Origin of the sequence: uncultured Acetobacteroides sp. (assembly GCF_963667355.2) — a bacterium.
Taxonomy (GTDB): Bacteria; Bacteroidota; Bacteroidia; order Bacteroidales; family ZOR0009; genus Acetobacteroides.
In genome coordinates, this window is record NZ_OY763328.2 from 1,544,667 (window position 1) to 1,562,406 (window position 17,740).

15 protein-coding genes are annotated in these 17,740 nt (G+C 52.0%); 9 read left to right on the top strand and 6 right to left on the bottom strand.

Annotated elements, in window-relative coordinates; genetic code table 11:
• Nucleotides 1–6: 6 nt before the first annotated feature.
• The 5 genes from ACHZA1_RS06350 to ACHZA1_RS06370 form a co-directional block, all read right to left on the bottom strand.
• Nucleotides 7–783 (bottom strand): class I SAM-dependent methyltransferase, encoded by a 777-nt coding sequence (locus ACHZA1_RS06350; RefSeq protein WP_320054390.1) that lies wholly within the window; start codon nucleotides 781–783, stop codon nucleotides 7–9.
• A gap of 29 nt (nucleotides 784–812) precedes the next feature.
• Nucleotides 813–1,148 (bottom strand): 30S ribosome-binding factor RbfA, encoded by a 336-nt coding sequence (gene rbfA, locus ACHZA1_RS06355; protein WP_320054391.1) that lies wholly within the window; start codon nucleotides 1,146–1,148, stop codon nucleotides 813–815.
• A gap of 162 nt (nucleotides 1,149–1,310) precedes the next feature.
• Nucleotides 1,311–1,661 (bottom strand): helix-turn-helix transcriptional regulator, encoded by a 351-nt coding sequence (locus ACHZA1_RS06360; protein WP_320054392.1) that lies wholly within the window; start codon nucleotides 1,659–1,661, stop codon nucleotides 1,311–1,313.
• A 404-nt stretch (nucleotides 1,662–2,065) separates the two neighbouring features.
• A complete protein-coding gene (locus ACHZA1_RS06365) occupies nucleotides 2,066–2,860 on the bottom strand; it encodes a DUF4249 family protein (RefSeq protein ID WP_320054393.1) in 795 nt (264 codons plus the stop codon).
• Nucleotides 2,857–5,097 carry a TonB-dependent receptor gene (locus ACHZA1_RS06370; RefSeq protein ID WP_320054394.1) on the bottom strand — a complete coding sequence of 747 codons (2,241 nt, stop codon included), beginning with the start codon at nucleotides 5,095–5,097 and terminating at the stop codon, nucleotides 2,857–2,859. Before ACHZA1_RS06370 ends, ACHZA1_RS06365 begins: the two co-directional genes overlap by 4 nt.
• 382 nt (nucleotides 5,098–5,479) lie before the next feature.
• On the opposite strand from ACHZA1_RS06370, the gene ACHZA1_RS06375 reads away from it, so the two are divergent.
• The 7 genes from ACHZA1_RS06375 (at nucleotide 5,480) to metF (ending at nucleotide 14,107) form a co-directional block, all read left to right on the top strand.
• Nucleotides 5,480–6,553, top strand: coding sequence for a hypothetical protein (locus ACHZA1_RS06375; protein WP_320054395.1), 1,074 nt, complete (start codon nucleotides 5,480–5,482; stop codon nucleotides 6,551–6,553).
• A gap of 157 nt (nucleotides 6,554–6,710) precedes the next feature.
• Nucleotides 6,711–7,556 carry an alpha/beta hydrolase gene (locus ACHZA1_RS06380; protein ID WP_320054396.1) on the top strand — a complete coding sequence of 282 codons (846 nt, stop codon included), beginning with the start codon at nucleotides 6,711–6,713 and terminating at the stop codon, nucleotides 7,554–7,556.
• A gap of 7 nt (nucleotides 7,557–7,563) precedes the next feature.
• Entirely contained in the window at nucleotides 7,564–8,058 is a 495-nt protein-coding gene (locus ACHZA1_RS06385) for a sigma-70 family RNA polymerase sigma factor (RefSeq protein WP_320054397.1), read from the top strand.
• Between the two features lie 22 nt (nucleotides 8,059–8,080).
• Nucleotides 8,081–8,677, top strand: a complete 597-nt coding sequence (locus tag ACHZA1_RS06390) for a hypothetical protein (protein ID WP_320054398.1) — start codon at nucleotides 8,081–8,083, stop codon at nucleotides 8,675–8,677.
• Nucleotides 8,678–8,912: 235 nt separating this feature from the next.
• On the top strand, nucleotides 8,913–12,584 hold the full coding sequence (gene metH / locus ACHZA1_RS06395; protein ID WP_320054399.1) for a methionine synthase: 3,672 nt from the start codon (nucleotides 8,913–8,915) through the stop codon (nucleotides 12,582–12,584).
• Nucleotides 12,585–12,689: 105 nt separating this feature from the next.
• Entirely contained in the window at nucleotides 12,690–13,094 is a 405-nt protein-coding gene (locus ACHZA1_RS06400) for an endonuclease domain-containing protein (protein WP_320054400.1), read from the top strand.
• Between the two features lie 59 nt (nucleotides 13,095–13,153).
• Entirely contained in the window at nucleotides 13,154–14,107 is a 954-nt protein-coding gene (gene metF / locus ACHZA1_RS06405) for a methylenetetrahydrofolate reductase [NAD(P)H] (protein WP_320054401.1), read from the top strand.
• A gap of 25 nt (nucleotides 14,108–14,132) precedes the next feature.
• Here the strand turns inward: metF and ACHZA1_RS06410 are convergent, their stop codons facing one another.
• Nucleotides 14,133–14,831 (bottom strand): DsbA family oxidoreductase, encoded by a 699-nt coding sequence (locus ACHZA1_RS06410; RefSeq protein ID WP_320054402.1) that lies wholly within the window; start codon nucleotides 14,829–14,831, stop codon nucleotides 14,133–14,135.
• Between the two features lie 109 nt (nucleotides 14,832–14,940).
• Here ACHZA1_RS06410 and ACHZA1_RS06415 point away from each other — a divergent pair, with 109 nt between their 5' ends.
• Both ACHZA1_RS06415 and pepF read left to right on the top strand, forming a co-directional pair.
• Complete coding sequence (locus ACHZA1_RS06415; RefSeq protein ID WP_320054403.1) at nucleotides 14,941–15,405, top strand: YqaA family protein; 465 nt, start codon at nucleotides 14,941–14,943, stop codon at nucleotides 15,403–15,405.
• A gap of 174 nt (nucleotides 15,406–15,579) precedes the next feature.
• Nucleotides 15,580–17,466 carry an oligoendopeptidase F gene (gene pepF / locus ACHZA1_RS06420; protein ID WP_320054404.1) on the top strand — a complete coding sequence of 629 codons (1,887 nt, stop codon included), beginning with the start codon at nucleotides 15,580–15,582 and terminating at the stop codon, nucleotides 17,464–17,466.
• Nucleotides 17,467–17,740 lie beyond the last annotated feature (274 nt).

The window sequence follows — 17,740 nt, forward strand, 5'->3', positions numbered from 1 at the left end:
GGCTTTTTACAATTGTGGTTTCTTGCAGAGGTACACGATCTCCTGTGGGGGAAGGGCGTAGCGCTTACGCTGCTCGGGAGCGAGCTCCATCAGCAGGTTGTCTTCGGTGACATCGAAGCCAACCGAGCGGAGCTTATCGGCGTAGTCGCGGCCGTAGAGGCGAAGATGATCGTCCTGCCAGTAGTGCTTTTCGCGCAGCTCGGGCGTATTGATGGCTGGATCTTCGAGCGTTTTAGGGTTGCTGTAGTCTACAGGAACCTCGAAGATGCCCCATCCGCCGGGCTTCATCACCCGAAAAAACTCGCACATGGCCTTCCTATCGTCGGTGACGTGCTCCAGGACGTGGTTGCACATGATGATATCAAACGAATCGTCGGGGAAGGGGATGTCCTGAACGTCCATCTTCACATCGGCCCAGGGCGAGATGAGGTCGCCGGTGATGTACTCGATATGCTTCAGCCTCCTAAATAGGGGAATGAAGCAGTACTCGGGGGCAACATGCAGCATCCTCGCTGGCTTGCTGAAGAAGCTGGTTTTCTGCTTTAGGAACAACCATAGCAGGCGATGGCGCTCCAGCGACATGGAGTATGGCGCAAGCGCATTCTGCCGTGGGGTTATACGCCCGTAAGGAAGAAGCTTGCGGTAGGTGCGCCCATCGATCGGGTCTTCGAAGTTGGTGCCGGTGTAGAACGGCGTGATTGCCTTCATAAACGTATGGGCAACCTTTTGCAGCTGGTGGCGGGGAATAAACCTTGTTGCTAGCGCAATGACGTACTTAATCATGAATATTTTCGGCCAATTATAGGAATAATCTACTTGAGAAGGTTGTCGATGCGCTCCACGTAGTCGAGCGAGTCGTCGATATAGAATGCCAGTTCGGGGACGATGCGCAGCTGATGGCGAACGCGCTGCCCTAGCTCGAAGCGGAGCATCTTGGCGTGCGCGTCGAGCTTTACCTTTACCTCCTTGGCCTTGGCCGAGGGGAATATGCTGACGTACACCCGTGCGAAGCTGAGGTCGGGCGATACGCGTACGGTCGTAACCGAAACCATCGCGCCATCGTACGCCTGTAGGCCTTGTCGCTGAATGAGCTCGCCCAAATCCTTTTGGAGAAGCCGTCCTATCTTGAGCTGTCGAGTTGAATCCATTTTACCAAAATTTGGCCAAAGATACGAAAGATATTATACGGTAGATGGTAGGGGGTGGATTTTAGATACTAGACTTTAGACATTAGATTTTAGGCGCAGCAAAGGTCAATAGCCCTTCGCTAGGAGTGGCTACTTTACCAAGGAGGCTCGCTACTCCAGCGCCTACTCGGCCAGCTCGCGCTTAACGATGGCCTCGATCTGCTCCAGCCTATCCATCGAGGCGGTGTTGATCAGCTGGTTGAGCTGCGCCACCTTCTCCACCCGCTCGAGGGGCTTTAGGGGATGGTCCTTCTGGATGGCCTGCTCGGCCGATGGGGTCCACTCCAGCAGGTCGTTGGGGGTACACCGGAACAGCTCGCACAGGCGCTCTACCTCGCGAAGGTTTACTTGGTGCTTGCGCCCATTGATGATGGCGGTGGCAAAGTTGTCGGAGAAGCCCCGCCTCACCATGTAGGTGAATGGCTTTTCGATTCCGCGCGCGGCAAAGATGCGCTTGAGGCTAAATGCTAGCATAGCTTTCGGTTAAGGTTATAATTCTCACCCCCTAAATGTAGAAATTACCCGTTGATTTTTCAAGCATATTCGTGTAGAATTATCAGCGTACCGTGTAAATTCGCCTACTTATCGTGCATTTTTTGCAGATTACCGTGTAGTATTTACAGCGTATCGTGTAGATATTAAAATGTACCGCGTAGATTCTACAGACAATCGTATATATCAAATATTGTTGCGTGCGCTATAAATATATACACGTGAGTTTATCTATCCTTCACGTGCATTTACAAGTTACACCCGTGCGTTTGCAAGCTCTCATAAAGATTATTCGGTGCTGGTAGCCATACGAGGAGATAAACAACTTCTACAATAGGCCTACCACTAGGCCATCTGCTAAAAAGAAGAGGATGGGGCTCCGAGGGCTAGGGGTAGCGGCTCTTGAGGAGGAAGGACTGCTGCTGCACCACGGCAAAGATACCGAGGCCGCCGCTGATGTTTGTCTTGATTGGGGTGGGCACGGCAAAGGGGTCGAAGTAGGCATCGACGGCGCGGCTGCAGGAGTAGAGGTACTCGTAGTGCTCGCGCGAGATGTGGGAGACGACGACCCGGAGCGAGTCGCGCGGCACGTTGCCCACCCGCATGTGCAGGGCGAGCTCTGGGCTAGTGTCGCTGCCGAGGTTGTAGAGTTGGGTGTAGCGGGGTATCTTTTTGCTGCTAGACTGGTAGAGGAAGGCCTCGACCCTAAAGAAGCGGTCGTGGCTATCGTAGCTGTTGCGGAGGGTGGCGGTAATATCGAGGCCGCTGACGGTGCAACTTTCGACCTCGACGGGCTTCACGAAGCGGGTGGTGGCGGTAAGGGTATCGCGGTCTTTCACCAGGCGAAGCGCGATGCTACCGCTGTGCAGGTTGGGCAGCGGCACCTGGCTGGTGTAGTTGATCATAACGCTATCGGCCTTGCGCAGGAAGAGGTAGTTGGTGAGCGAAATGGTGTCGGTGCCTATGGCAAAGCAGGCGTCGGCAAACCAGACGAAGCTGAGGCTGGCGACATCGCTCATGCGGTTGCTCTCGGAAAAGAGGAGTTCCATGGGCTGGCCGGGGTGCAGGATGGCCTCCACCACGTAGTAGCGCTGCTGGCTGGGCAGCGCCAGGTTGACATCGTCGTTGAGCTTGCAGCTGGCCAGCAGCAGAAGCCCGGCTAAAAAGGTGGCGTATTTCATAGCGTTACCTCTATCATAAAGAATGGAACCATGGGCAGCAGCGAGCGCTTCTTGGTGACGAAGCGGGTTTGCTCGTCGTCCATCTTTTCGGGTTTAAAGTAGATGAAGTAGGGGTTGGCCTGGTTGTACAGGTTGTAGATGCCGAGGCTGAGGCGCAGCTCGCCAAACGATTGGCGCACGGTGTACTGCGCCGACACGTCGAGCCGATGCGCCAGGGGCAGCCGCAGGTTGTAGCGCGAGGTGTAGACGGGCACCAGCTGCTTTTTGGCCTGGTTGTAGTATATGGATGTTGGCACGGTAACGATGTTGCCGCTCTGCACGAACTGCGACAGGGAGAGGCTCCACCGTGGGGTTAGGCGAAGGTAGACGAAGAGGTCGGCCTTGTGCCGGATGTCGAACGGGGGGCTAAACCAGCGCCCGCCGTTGATTTGGCTGAACTGACGGCGCGTTTGGGCAAGCGAGTACGAGGCTTCGACCGACAGCGCCGCGGTCTTGTACGACGCCGAGAGCTCCACGCCCTTGGCATCGCCCCGACCTACGGTGTAGTAGAAACCCTCGTTGAGCGGCTCGGGGTTCACGAAATCGACCTGGTGGGCGAGCGTGGAGTAGTAGGCCGAGAGCAGCAGCTGCGTATAGCGGCCAAGCCTAACGGCGGCACCAGCCCCCACCTGGCGCGACTGCTGCGGCTTAAGCGTGTCGTCGCTGGGGATGATCATATCGATGGGAAGGTTGATACCCATGGGCGCGTAGAGGTGGTCGAACTGCTGCCGCTGCGAGTACGAGGCGAAGAGGGTTACCTGAGAGGTGATGGGCGACTGCAGGTAGAGCCGAGGCGAGAGGTAGGGCCGATTACCGGCATAGGCCTCCATCCGCAGCCCCGCCTTAACCTGAAGGTAGCGACCCAACGGAGTGCTAAGAGCAACGTAGCCTCCTGCGCTGCCGTATCGGCCAGTTTTTTCGCTGAGCACCGATTCGTTGCCGTTAATCTCCTGGGAGTCGTTATCGATGGAGGTGCGGGTACGCCCGCCAAAGAGGCCCACATCAACCTGTACGGCGGCGCCAACCTTGGCGGTGCCCTCAACCGAAAGGTAAAGCCGACCTACAGAGTTGGCGACATGGCTTACATCGGACTTAACGATGGAGGTGCGAGTGCTGTAGCAGCTATACCCCCCGTTGGTGCGGATGCTAAGGGCCTTAGAAAGGTTTCGATCCCAGCAGAGGTTGGCGGCGGTATTCCCCCAAGTGGCATCGAGGCCAAGGTAGGATTGCTGCTGCGAAAGCTTATCGCCCGAATGAAAAAGCGACAGCACCACCCTATCGGCGTGGGTTGGCTGAATGGTTACCAGCCCGTTTACGTCGTAGAGCCTATAGTCGGGCAGCTTGTCGGCGCTGCTGCTTTTGGAGCCGTTGAGCTGGTTGTAGGTGCGCGAGATAAGGTCGAAGTAGGAGCGTCGGGCAGCCAGCTCGTACGAAACCCTCCCCTTAACGATGGGTGCCCGACTATAGATGTGCGAGGTAAGCACCCCTACCCCAGCCACCAGCACGCTGGTATCGGCCAGTTGGCTGTTGCCCTCCATCACCAAGCACGACGATAGGAAGTCGCCGTAGCGCGGATGCACATCGTCGCTCAGCAGCTGGGTTTTGGCAACCGCATTGGCGTTTACCGAGGGGTAGATGCCCAGCAGATGGTTAGAGTTGAATATGGGCGACCCGTTAAGGAATACCTTGTTCTGCGAGTTGGAGAAGCCCCGCACGAAGAGCCCCGGGTTTATCTCCTGGGCATGCGCCACCCCAGGCTTTTGCTGTAGCACCAGGCCGATATTGCCCTCGCCAAGCACGGGGATATTCTTCCGCATATCGATTGCGCTAATGGTGAGGTTAGCGCTTTTGCGCTCCGAGGTCACCCCCGAAACCGTAACCTCGGAGAGGCTGTAGGGCTTGGAACGTAGGGAGAGCACTACGGTCGTGTCGCCTGTAATGCGAAGCGTGAAGGTGGCAGCCTCGTACGACAGATGCGTCAGCTGAACAATGTAGCGTCCACGCCTTTTTAGACGGATGTCGAAATGTCCTAGGGTATCGGTAAGCGCAGTAGCGCGCTCGATGGTAACTAAGGCTCCCCCAATGTTTCTACGCGAGTGCTCATCGACAACCGTGCCCCTAAGGTGCAGCTGTCCGAAGGCGCCTACATGCATTAGAAGACAGAGTGGTAGGAAAAAGATTAATAAGCGATAGCTCATAAATATTTAGCGACATGCGTTCGAGGCAAGGCGCCGCAAACTTACCCATTATTTTGCGAAATAGAGTCGATTGCAAAAAGCAGAAAAGAAGAGGAAAAGAAGGATAAAAAGGAGTGAGCTTCGGATCGCAGACTCCAATCTGGTAGTGTCTGCCAGCTTGCATCTACACCCAAGCAGCGCTGCTTAACCTAAACAGGCTCATCAAATGCTTCTATCAGAAAAAAGCAAAAAGTTTAGGCTCACAAGTATCAACTTATCCATAATTGAACAGTCAAAAGAAGGAGCATTCGCCAATTTCAAAGAGATACAATAAAGAAGTTGCAGCTCGACGATTCGAAGAAAAAACTATATTTGCCACTCACAAAACAAATAATTTTAGTTTATGAAGAAAGTACTTTTTGTTGCCGCAATGGCACTACCCACTCTTTTCTTTTCGTGCAGCAAGGATGATGATGCAAAAAACCTAACCAGGGAAGAAGCATCAACCGCCATCCAGAGCACCAGCACAAATCTAAAGCAGGAAATTTCGGGTATTGAGACTAACAAGGGTGTTACTACCATTAAAACCCTTGTAGAGCTTACTCCTGATGGGCTATTCCCCGATGCTGTTGAAAGCGTAGCATCATCCGACGGCATGGTTAAGCTACTGGCTTCGCGTAGCAATCCGCTAATGTCGCCCGTTGCTCCAGCCAAGAGTTCTTTCAACTTTGCCAAGCACTCCGGGAAGTATACCTACAGCAAGGGTGAGTTTGTACACAGCTCTGATGTGACCGATAAGATTGTATACCTCTTCCCATCTACAAAAACTGGGACCAAGAACAATGCAGAATTAACCATTTCGGCCTACAGCGAGCAGTATATTCAATCGAAGGAAGAGTACGTTCCTACCAAGATTGAGGCCGAACTTAAAGTTGATGGTGCTGTAGTGTTTAAGTTCTCGTATAAGGCTGCAATAGCCGACCTCAACCTCGATGGCATTGCCTCTTCGGGTGTTGCCTCGTACGACCTGAGCATTACCGCAGCCCCTTACACACTAGAGTCGCACCAAAGCTTTAGCGCCACCGAGACAGGCTACAAAACTACCGACAACAGCTTTCTAAAGAATGGTTCAACTACAATTATATCTACAGGAAGAAACCTTGCTGCTAACATAAACGTCGAGAAAGAAACAGTATCTATAAGCGGGAATGCCTTCGCTCAGCTGAGCAACCTGAAACTCGAAGGAAAGATTTCGTATAGCGGCACAATGGCCGAAGCGTTGGATGGGGAAAATATCTATAGCAAGATTAACCTCACCCTATACACCTACCCTGCTGGCGACAAAATAGGAACTGTTCTTGTTACAGAAAACTCGGAGAACGACGAACCTATGATCGCATACAACGATGGCACAAAGGCTACTGTTGTAAGCGTTTTTGGCAACCTCTTTAACGAACTTTTCCCCGACTTCAACTAGTTTAGCCTACTAGCAACATACAAGAAAGGAGATGCAGATGTGCATCTCCTTTCTTATTTCCCTACATCGCCATCAAAAAGAATTCTGAAAAAAACATCCGATCCTGTAACAATCCTCCACCGGCTGCATCAAAAGGCAAACCTAAAAAACAGGAACAATGAAAAGATTCGCATTTGCAGCCATCGCCATCCTAATGGCATTTACAGGATTTGCTCAGAAGAGCGCTATTCGCGTTGAAGTTACCGGCAAAGGATCGCCCGTTATTCTGCTTCCCGGATTCGGATGCCCCGGCAGCGTATGGAACGAGACGGTGGCCGAGCTAAAGAAGAACCACGAGTGCCACGTGGTAACCTACGCTGGATTCGACGGCGTTGCTCCCGTGGATACGCTTTGGCTGCCTACGGTGGAGAAGTCGATTGAGAGCTACATCAGCAATAAAGGGCTAAAGGATGTAACCGTGGTGGGCCATAGCATTGGGGGAACTTTCGGGCTGATGCTCTGCGCGGCTCCCCAAAGCAGGGTTACAAGATTGGTGGTGGTAGATATGCTCCCCTGCATTGGGATGGTGATGATCCCCAACTTCAAGCCCGAGTACGTTACCTTCGACAACCCCTATAATAAAAGGTTACTGGCGATGGACAAGGCAGCCTTCGGGGCCATGCAGCAGCAGATGGCGGCCAACATGTGCGCCGACACGCTCCGCCAGCGCCAAATTGTAGAATGGATGATGAAGGCCGATCGCAAGACCTACGTGTACGGCTACACCGAGCTGATGCGCCTAGATCTGCGCGAGTCGGTTAAGGACATCCAGCAGCCCGTGCTGGTGCTCGCAGCCGGGAAGTACCCATCGAAGGACCAAATTGTAAAGATGAACAACGAGCAGTACGCCAACCTAAAGAATAAAACTGTTAAGTTTGTTGACAACTCTGCGCACTTCGTGATGTTCGACCAACCGACGGTGCTGCTAAACGAGCTAAAGGGCTTTATACCTGCAAAGCGATAGCAAACGAATGGAACAAGATATCTTTCAAGCCATCTACAACCAGCACTACCCAAGCATATACCGCCTATGCTTGGGCTATGTGAAGGGGAACGCCGACTTGGCTGCCGATTTAGCGCAGGAGGTTTTCATCCGGGTATGGGAAAAGCACGACGAGTTCAAGAACCAAAGCCAGGTATCGACATGGCTGTACCGCATAGCGGTAAACTGCTGCCTCACCGAAATCCGCAGGAGCAAAAGTTACCAGAACCGGATACAGAGCTACCAAGCACCGGAGGGCGACTCGGCCGAGAAGCAGCACAGCGATCAGGAGATCCTACAGCAGTGCATTGCGCAGCTCGACGAACCCGACAGAGTGCTGGCCATGCTGATCCTCGAAGAGCTGCCTCAACCAGAAATAGCCCAAGTGCTAGGATTAAGCGAAGGAAACACGAGGGTAAAAATCCACAGGCTAAAGGAGAAGCTCCGAGCTGTCTACCAAAACAAGGTTGCACAGAACGCTTAAGATCATTTAATCAGAAAAGAAGATGAACGAATTCGACGATATGGTATCTGGCTGGAAAAAGCAACCCGTACCAACCCCCAAAAATAGCGCAAACGCCGTTGCAGGCATTGCCAAAAAGAGAGTAAAGAGCTCGCACCAAAAGCATGTCGCCACCATCGTGGTGCTCGGAATTACCCTTATTATGCTCGTAGCATTCGCCCTAATAACCAAAGGAAATAGCAGCCACATTGCAAAGGGCATTCAGCTGATGATCGGAGCCCTATGCATCCGCATCGGAGTCGAGTGGTTGAGCGTGATGCTCCTAAATAAGATAGATATTACAACAGGAACAACGGAGTATCTTAGGATGCTAACCTCTTTCTACAACACCCGACGCAAAATACACGGAGCATTTACCTACATCATTTTTGGCCTATACGTTGCCGGATTCTGCATGATGCTGCCACAGTTCAAGGCAACCCTTCCTGCATGGTTCTTCACCTACATCTGGATATCGGGCATTGTGATATTTGCAGCGCTGATCTTTTACATTCGCAAGAAAACCAAGCAGGAGTTAGATCAGCTGAAGAAGGCGATGGACGAGGTTGCTGCCATAAGCAGCGCGCTCGAGGAGGAGTAAGAAGAATTATCCTACGAACCATAAGTTTTTCCCTACGGAGCTTTTCAATTTGCCCGATTTCGACCTTCATAACTTTAGATTAACGCTACCCCTGCAAGCGAAACCTAGATTAACTCAAAAGATGCGGAATTACAAGAATTTGGGATTCATGAGGTAGTGCCCGAAAGGGAATCCTGCTCTTTTTTCGTATTTTTAGCCGCTCAGACAACAACGTTTCAATCAATTAGCAAGATATATGTCGAACAGGAGCAATCTGGAGCAGGCGCTCCGCCGCAGGATACTGGTGCTTGATGGCGCAATGGGAACACAGATCCAACGCTTTAAGCTAACCGAAGAGGACTACCGCGGCAGCCGATTTGCTAGCATAGCAGCACGGGTTAAGGGTAACAACGATATGCTGGTGCTTACCCAGCCACAGGTTATTACCGCCATCCACGAGGAGTACCTACAGGCAGGTGCCGATATCATCGAAACCAATACGTTTAACGCCAACGCCATCTCGATGGCCGACTACGAGATGCAGGATTTGGTGTACGAGATTAACCTCGAGGCCGCACGGCTGGCTAAGCAGGCATGCAAAAAGTATTCGACCGCCGATCGTCCCCGCTTTGTAGCTGGCTCCATAGGGCCCACCAATAAGACGGCCTCCATGTCGCCCGACGTGAACAACCCCGCCTACCGCGCCATCAGCTTCGATACGCTGGTACGCGCCTACTACGAGCAGGTTCGCGGCTTGGTTGATGGTGGTGCCGACGTACTGCTGGTTGAAACCGTATTCGACACGCTCAACGCTAAGGCTGCCCTATTCGCCATCGAGCAGTACAACGACGACAATGGGGTAGACATCCCCGTTATGGTATCGGGTACCATCACCGACGCCAGCGGACGAACCCTATCTGGACAAACCGCCGAGGCTTTTCTGGTATCCGTATCGCACGTAAACCTGCTAAGCGTGGGCTTCAACTGCGCCCTTGGCGCCAAGCAACTGCGCCCATTCATCGAAACAATTAGCGCGAAAGCGCCCTTCCACATAAGCGCACACCCAAATGCTGGGTTGCCCAACCAGTTTGGCGAGTACGACCAAACTCCTGAGATGATGGCCGATATCATTGAGGGATTTTTGAAGGATGGGCTGTTGAACATCATCGGAGGATGCTGCGGCACCTCTCCTGCCCATATTGCAGCAATTGCAAAGGTAGCAGAGAAGCATGCTCCACGCGAAATCGTTAAGCGTGAACCTGTAACTACCTTCAGCGGACTGGAGCCCATCAGCGTAACCAAGGAGTCGAACTTCGTGAACATCGGCGAGCGTACCAACGTGGCCGGATCGAAGATGTTTGCCAGATTGATCCGTGAGGAGAAGTTCGAGCAGGCGCTATCGGTCGCTAACGGACAGGTGGAGGGCGGCGCTCAGCTTATCGACGTGTGCATGGACGACGCCATGCTCGACGCCAAGAGCGCGATGGTAAACTTCCTCAACCTAATTGCATCAGAACCCGAAATTGCCCGCCTGCCCATCGTTATCGACTCGTCGAAATGGGAGGTACTTGAGGCTGGATTGAAATGCGTACAGGGTAAATCGGTGGTCAACTCCATCAGCCTAAAGGAGGGCGAAGAGGAGTTCATCCGCAAGGCCAAGCTGGTGAAGCGCTACGGCGCTGCTGCCGTTGTTATGCTCTTCGACGAAAAGGGGCAGGCCGACACCTACGAGCGTAAAATTGAGATTGCAGAAAAATCGTACAAAATACTTACCGAAAAGGTAGGATTTCCGCCACAGGACATCATTTTCGACCCCAACATTTTGGCAATTGCCACAGGGATTGAGGAGCACAACAGCTACGGGCTTAACTACATCAAGGCCTGCGAGTGGATCAAAAAGAACTGTCCATACGCAAAGATCAGCGGTGGGGTGAGCAACCTCTCGTTCAGCTTCCGCGGCAACGACACCGTACGTGAGGCCATCCACTCGGTATTCCTCTACCACGCCATTAAGGCTGGTATGGATATGGGTATCGTTAATCCGGGAATGCTTCAGGTGTACGACACCATCGACCCCGACTTGCTACAGCTGGTAGAGGATGCCGTTCTCAACCGCCGCAAGGATGCCACCGAACGCCTTTTAGTGTATGCCGATAAGGTTAAGGCGCAAGCCAAAGGCGGCGAAGAGGAACACAAGAAAGATGCTTGGCGAGAGCTGCCCGTTGCCGAAAGGCTAAAGCATGCGCTGATAAAGGGCATCACCGACTATATCGATGAGGACGTAGAAGAAGCCCGCCACAACTACCCTGCTACGCTTCAGGTGATAGAGGATCCGCTGATGGACGGCATGAACGTGGTTGGCGACCTGTTTGGTGCCGGAAAGATGTTCCTGCCCCAAGTGGTAAAGAGCGCCCGCGTGATGAAAAAGGCTGTTGCCTACCTTACCCCTTTCATCGAGGAGGAAAAGGCTAAGAGCGGCGATCTATCGTCGGCCGGCAAGGTGCTAATGGCCACCGTTAAGGGCGACGTACACGATATCGGTAAGAATATTGTTAGCGTAGTACTGGCCTGCAACGGCTACGAGATTATCGACCTTGGAGTAATGGTGCCTGCCGAAAAGATTCTGGAGGCCGCCAAGGAGCACAACGTAGATGTGATTGGCCTAAGCGCCCTTATCACCCCATCGTTGGATGAAATTATTCACACCGTCCGCGAGCTTAGGCGACAAGACTTCAATATCCCCGTTATACTGGGCGGCGCAACCACCAGCAAGATTCACACCGCCGTTAAAATTGCCACCGAGTACAGCCACGGAACCGTTTACGTTAAGGATGCCTCGCGCGCTGTTGGCGTGGTGCGCAGCCTTATATCAGAGAACAAGAAGGAGTATCTTGGCAATATCAACGAGGAGTACACCGCCATGCGCGAGGAGCATACTCGCCGCCGCAGCGCAAGCGAGTACGTTTCGCTTGCAGAGGCACGTGCCAACTGCGTAAAAACTGATTGGGCAACGCTCCCCATCGCTGAGCCCAAGCAGCTGGGCACGTTTGTACTCGACAATTACTCGTTAGAGGAGCTGGCAAAGTACATCGACTGGACCTACTTCTTCTTTGCATGGGACATCACCGGAAGATATCCGAAGATATTCCACGACCCCGTTAAAGGCGAGGAGGCTAAGAAACTTTACGACGATGCACAGGTGATGCTTAAGCGAATTATCGAAGAAAAACTGTTTACTGCAAACGGCGTTTACTCCATACTTCCCGCTAACAGCATCGACGAAGATGTGGTCCTGTTCAACACCAAGGGTGATGAGGTTTCTCGCTTCCACTTCCTCCGCAACCAAGAGAAGCGCACCGAAGAGGCTAAGCCAAACTACTCGTTGGCTGACTACATTGCGCCACTCGAAAGCGGACGTAAGGATTACCTAGGAACATTTGCCGTTACCGTTCACGGTGCCGATAAGCTAACCGAAACGTTTAAGGCCAAGAACGACGACTACAGCGCCATCATGGTAAAGTTGCTTGCCGACAGGTTGGCCGAAGCCTTTGCCGAGCGCTTGCACGAGCGCGTCCGTAAGGAGTTCTGGGGTTACTCGCCCGCCGAGGAGCTACCCATTGAGGAGCTGCTCCACGAGGACTATCAGGGTATTCGTCCCGCTGCAGGCTACCCCGCATGCCCCGAGCATAGCGAAAAGCGCACCATCTTCGACCTGCTCGAAGCCGAAAAGAACATTGGCGCTAAGCTAACCGAAAACTACTCCATGTACCCCGGAGCATCGGTAAGCGGATGGTACTTTGCCCACCCCGAATCGATGTACTTTAACCTTGGACGCATAACCAAGGAGCAGGTGGAGCAGTATGCGCAGCGCAAGGGTGTAAGTATAGAGGAAGCGGAGAAGTTGCTGAGACCAAATTTGGGGTATTAGAAATACGAGCAGTTTCAGATTAAGAGAAAAGTGATATCAGTACGCGTCCCCCTTACAAAGGGGGTGGCGCGTAGCGCCGGGGGATGAAAGTAATATTCATTTACTATGCAAAGTGAAAAGTACAACCGTTTAAAAGCATTTGCCAGAGAACATAGAAGTCAAAGCACTAAAGCAGAAGTAAGGCTTTGGTGTGAACTATTTCGTGCAAAGAAAATGATGGGCTACTCTTTTTTGCGACAATACCCTATATGCAATTACATTGTTGATTTCTACTGTAAGGATTTAAAACTTGCTATAGAAACAGATGGAATTACTCATACTTGGGAGGAGACATACCAAAAAGATATCGCTAAAGAGAAATTTCTAACAGATAATGGTATTACCATTTTACGTTTTGAGGATTCTCAGGTGATGAACGACCTCAATAATGTTAGTAGAACAATTGAAGAGTGGATTACTGAAAGAGAGCAATCATCCCCCTGCCCCCTTCAAAGGGGGACGAGCGACTAACAAAACTTGAAGACACTATTCAATTTTGTTTATTAAAGAATAATTGCCATAACAACTAGATGAAAGTTATCGACATCATAAACAGATCCCAATCGACGCTATTTACCTTCGAGCTGCTGCCGCCACTCAAGGGAGCGTCGTTTAGCGAAATAGAGGAAACCATAGAGCCACTACTTCCCTACTCGCCATCGTACATCAACGTTACCTACCACCGTCCAGAGGTGGTGCTTCGCGAACAGGCTAACGGACTGCTTGAGCGGAGAATCATAAAGAAGCGCCCTGGAACCGTTGGCGTATCGGCAGGTATTAGGTACAAGTATGGAATTGACGTGGTGCCCCACCTTATCTGTGGTGGTTTTACTCGCGAGGAGACCGAAGATGCCCTTATCGACCTCAACTTTTTAGGAATCGACAACGTGCTTGCCCTTCGTGGCGATACCGAGAAGGGCTCAAAGGGGTTCATGCCTGAGCAAGGAGGCAATAAGCTAGCCATTGATCTTGTTAAGCAGGTGCACAATCTTAACCACGGGAAGTACATCGACCCTGAAACGGTAAATATCCACAAGACAGATTTCTGCATTGGTGTTGCCGGCTATCCCGAGAAACACTCGGAGGCTCCGAACCTAGAAACCGACCTCTTGAATCTCAAGGCTAAGGTTGATGCTGGTGCCGACTATATCGTTACGCAGATGTTCTTCAACAACGCTAAGTACTTCGAATTTGTGGAGCAGTGCCGTGCCATTGGCATTACCGTTCCTATCATTCCTGGTCTGAAACCTATCTCCATGAAGAAGCACCTTACCATGCTTCCGCAAACCTTCCACATCGACCTTCCCCAAGATTTGGTGGATGCCGTTAACAGGTGTAAGAACAACGAGGAGGTTCGTCAGGTGGGCGTTGAGTGGGGAGTTGCGCAGAGCAAGGAACTAAAGGCTGCCGGAGTTCCGGTGCTACACTACTACACCATGGGCAAGCCCGACAACATCGAAAAAATAGTAAAGGAGGTCTTCTAGACCTCCTTTTTCATATCAACAATTGCTATAGTAGCTGATCTATAGTCCCGCCTTCTCCCTTTATAATATTTTCTTCCCGGAATATGGGCAGGCTCTCCGCCCAAGCCTTCTCGAGGGTTTGCGTAAAGAACTGCTTCTCCTGCGCCCCCGAAATGGCGTACTTCCTATCGAAGACAAAGAAAGGAACGCCCTGCACGCCGAGCCGACCTGCTTCGGCAATTTCCCATTTTACCTCATCGGCAAACTGATTGCCGATAAGCATCTGCCAAACGGCATTGACTTCGAGGCCCACCTCTGCTCCTATCTTGGCTAGTTCATTAATATCGTTCAAGTCCTTACCCGCAGTAAAGTATGCGGCAAAAAGCCGTTCTTCGACCTCCGATTGTAGCCCATAGCTTTTGGCTAGATGCGAGAGCCTATGCGCATTGAAGGTGTTGCAGATTATCGCATCGTTAATATTAAAATCAATGCCATTGTCTTTAGCCAGCTGCGCAACATGGCTATAGATGCTATAAGCCTCCTCTTCCGATATATGCTTCCGCTCCGCAAAGTAGGATACAACGCTTTTATCATGTTCTGGCCTCATGTCAGGTGCCAGCTGGTAGCTTTTCCACTCCACCTTAACCCTATCGGCATGAGGAAAATCCTTAAGGGCTGCATCTAGTTTACGCTTGCCGATGTAGCAAAATGGGCATACAACATCGGCCCAAATCTCAATTTTCATCGCCAGTAGTATTTTGTGATCGTATGTAGTAAAAACAACTCGACGCATAAAATGGCAGATAGATAGTCTCGTTTTAATGGAATTTTTACCTTTAAGGAAATTTTAGTGGATGGAAAACCTCATTGAATACGGCTACATCGGACTTTTTCTTGCCTGCTTTTTGGCGGCAACCGTTATTCCTATGAGCTCGGAGGTGGTGTTTATTGGACTCCTGATTGCTGGGGCCAACCCAATTTATGCCACCATTATTGCCACCGTGGGCAACACGCTGGGCGGTATGACCGGATACCTGCTGGGCTACCTTGGTAAGTGGGAGTGGCTCGAAAAATACTTTAGGGTTAAGGAAAAGAATCTCGATAAATGTAGCCGGATCGTAAAGCGATACGGTTCCACCATAGCCTTCTTTGCATGGCTCCCATTTATTGGCGATTTCATTCCTATTGTTCTTGGACTTATGAGGGCGTCCTACCACAAGGTGCTGCTGTTTATGACGCTTGGCAAGTTCACCCGCTACGCGCTTTGGGCGTACATCACCATTAGCGGCGTTAAAATTTTCGGCCAATACCTCCAATAGCAAATGGGCTACAGATTTTTTCCACAAACTCCGGCTGTTCGCGAAGGTTATTGGCAGCGATGTTGTCAAACAGGAGCTATTTGCTAGCAACATTTATCAGGGGCAATGTGTAACGTAACGCTGAATTTTACGTTCTGTACAAAACCACACATAAAAACTTACATCTACAATTCTATGAAGAAAATGCTTTTCTCGGCCTTAGCACTTGCAATGGCTTGCAACGTTAGCTTCGGACAGGCAACCGCTAAGGTTGACGTAAAGGATCCAGCCTACAGCTGGGATTTCACCCACATCTACCCCAGCTGGGATGCGTGGCAGCAGGAGCTGAAGAAGTACAGCGAGTTTACCCCAAAATTCCTCGAGTATAAGGGGAAGATATCTAAAGATCCTCAAGCGCTTCTTGGCTACATCAAGCTAGAGGAGCAGGCCGGACAGATGGGCTCAAGGCTACTGTGGTACGTTCGTCTGCAAAATGATGTCGATGGTAAAAACCCCATCTACCGCGCCAAGCAGCAGGAGTTTCAAACGGTAAGCATCCAGATGAGCAAGAACCGCACCTGGTACGCCTCCGAGCTGGCAACTCTCCCCCAAGAAACCTGCAATAGGTGGATGAGCGAGGTGCCTGAGTTGGCCATCTACAAGCACGACTTCGACGATTTCTACCGCGAGCGGGCCCACATCCTCGACGAGAAGACGCAGAATATCCTTAACGAGTACAGCCGCTCTCTTGGTGCCCCATTACGCATCTACAACTCGCTGGCCATCGCCGATATCGAGTTCCCGAAGGTAACGCTATCAACCGGCGAGGTGGTTACCGCATCGCCAGCCGTGACATCGCGTATCTACGCCACATCGCACAGCCAAGAGGACCGACTCAAGGTGGCCAACGCCAACCGCGAGTACTACTACAAGAACCGCAACACGTTTGCCGACATCTACCTTACCAAGATGCAGAATAGCGTGGCCGGTTCGAAGCTGAGCAACTACCCCAGCTGCTTGGAGGCAACCCTTTCGGGCAACGACATCCCGAAGGATGTTTACCTAACACTTCTTAAGGTTGCCCAAAGCAACGTGGCCCCTCTTCAAAAGTACTGGGATCTCCGCAAGCGCGCGCTTGGCCTTACCAAGTACTACGGATCGGATGCTGCTGCCGAGCTGGTAAACTTCAGCCGTACCTACAAGTGGGACGAGGGCGTGAGCATCGTTAGCAGCGCCCTGCAGTTTATGGGCAAGGAGTACTACGACACCTTTAAGCAGATGCTCGCCCCTGGCCGCATCGACGTGTACGAGAAGCCCGGCAAGCAAACCGGCGCCTACAACCTAGCCCTCTACGGCGTTCACCCCTACGTGCTGATGAACTGGAACGAAACCCGCGATAACGTATTTACCCTTGCCCACGAGCTCGGTCACTCGGTACACGGAATCCTTTCGCAGAAGAACCAGCCTTACGCCTACTCGGGCAGCAACTCGATGGTGGCCGAGGTAGCCTCAACCTTCAACGAATGCGTGCTGCTCGACTACCTGCTAGCGCAGGCCAAAGATCCTAACGAGAAGATTTCGCTGCTGATCCAAGCCATCGACAACGTTGCCGGCACCTTCTACCGCCAGGTGCAGTTTGCCGACTTCGAGTACACCATGCACACCATGGTGGAGCAGAACCAGCCGCTTAACGCCGACATCATGGCAAAGGTTTACGGCGATATCGACGCCAAGTACAACGGTCCGGGCGTTGAGAAGCCCGAAAACCTGAAGTACTCGTGGCCCCGCGTGATGCACTTCTTCAACTACAACTTCTACGTGTACAACTACGCCGTGTCGTTTACCGCATCCAACGCCCTTTACAGCAGCATCGCAAAGGCTAAGAACAAGAAGGAGGCCGATGCCGCCAAGGAACGCTACATGTCCCTGCTGAAGAGCGGCGGCAACGACTACCCCATCAACCTGCTGAAGAAGGCGGGCATCGATATGACCAAGGAGGAGTCGTTCCTTACCGTTACCAGCCGCATGCAGCAGCTGGTAGACCAGCTCGAGAAGGAGCTTAAGGCAATTGGAAAGATCTAGCCGAAGAGCACTACCATAATACTGAGAAGCGCCGCCCCTTGGGACGGCGCTTTTTTGCTGCCTACACCGCACAAAAAAGCCCCCATTGCTGGGGGCCTCTAACATAAAAATTAAATTAAGGCACAACCTCACGGCTGGATATCTTCATTCTTCTTCTTTCGTTTTCGTGCGGCGACCCGGAGCGCCTCGCGCGTGGCCAGCTCCTTGTTCAGCGTAGCCACCGAGCCGCAGAAGCTGCACCACCGCTCATCGTCCTCCTCCGCCAGCTTGGCCT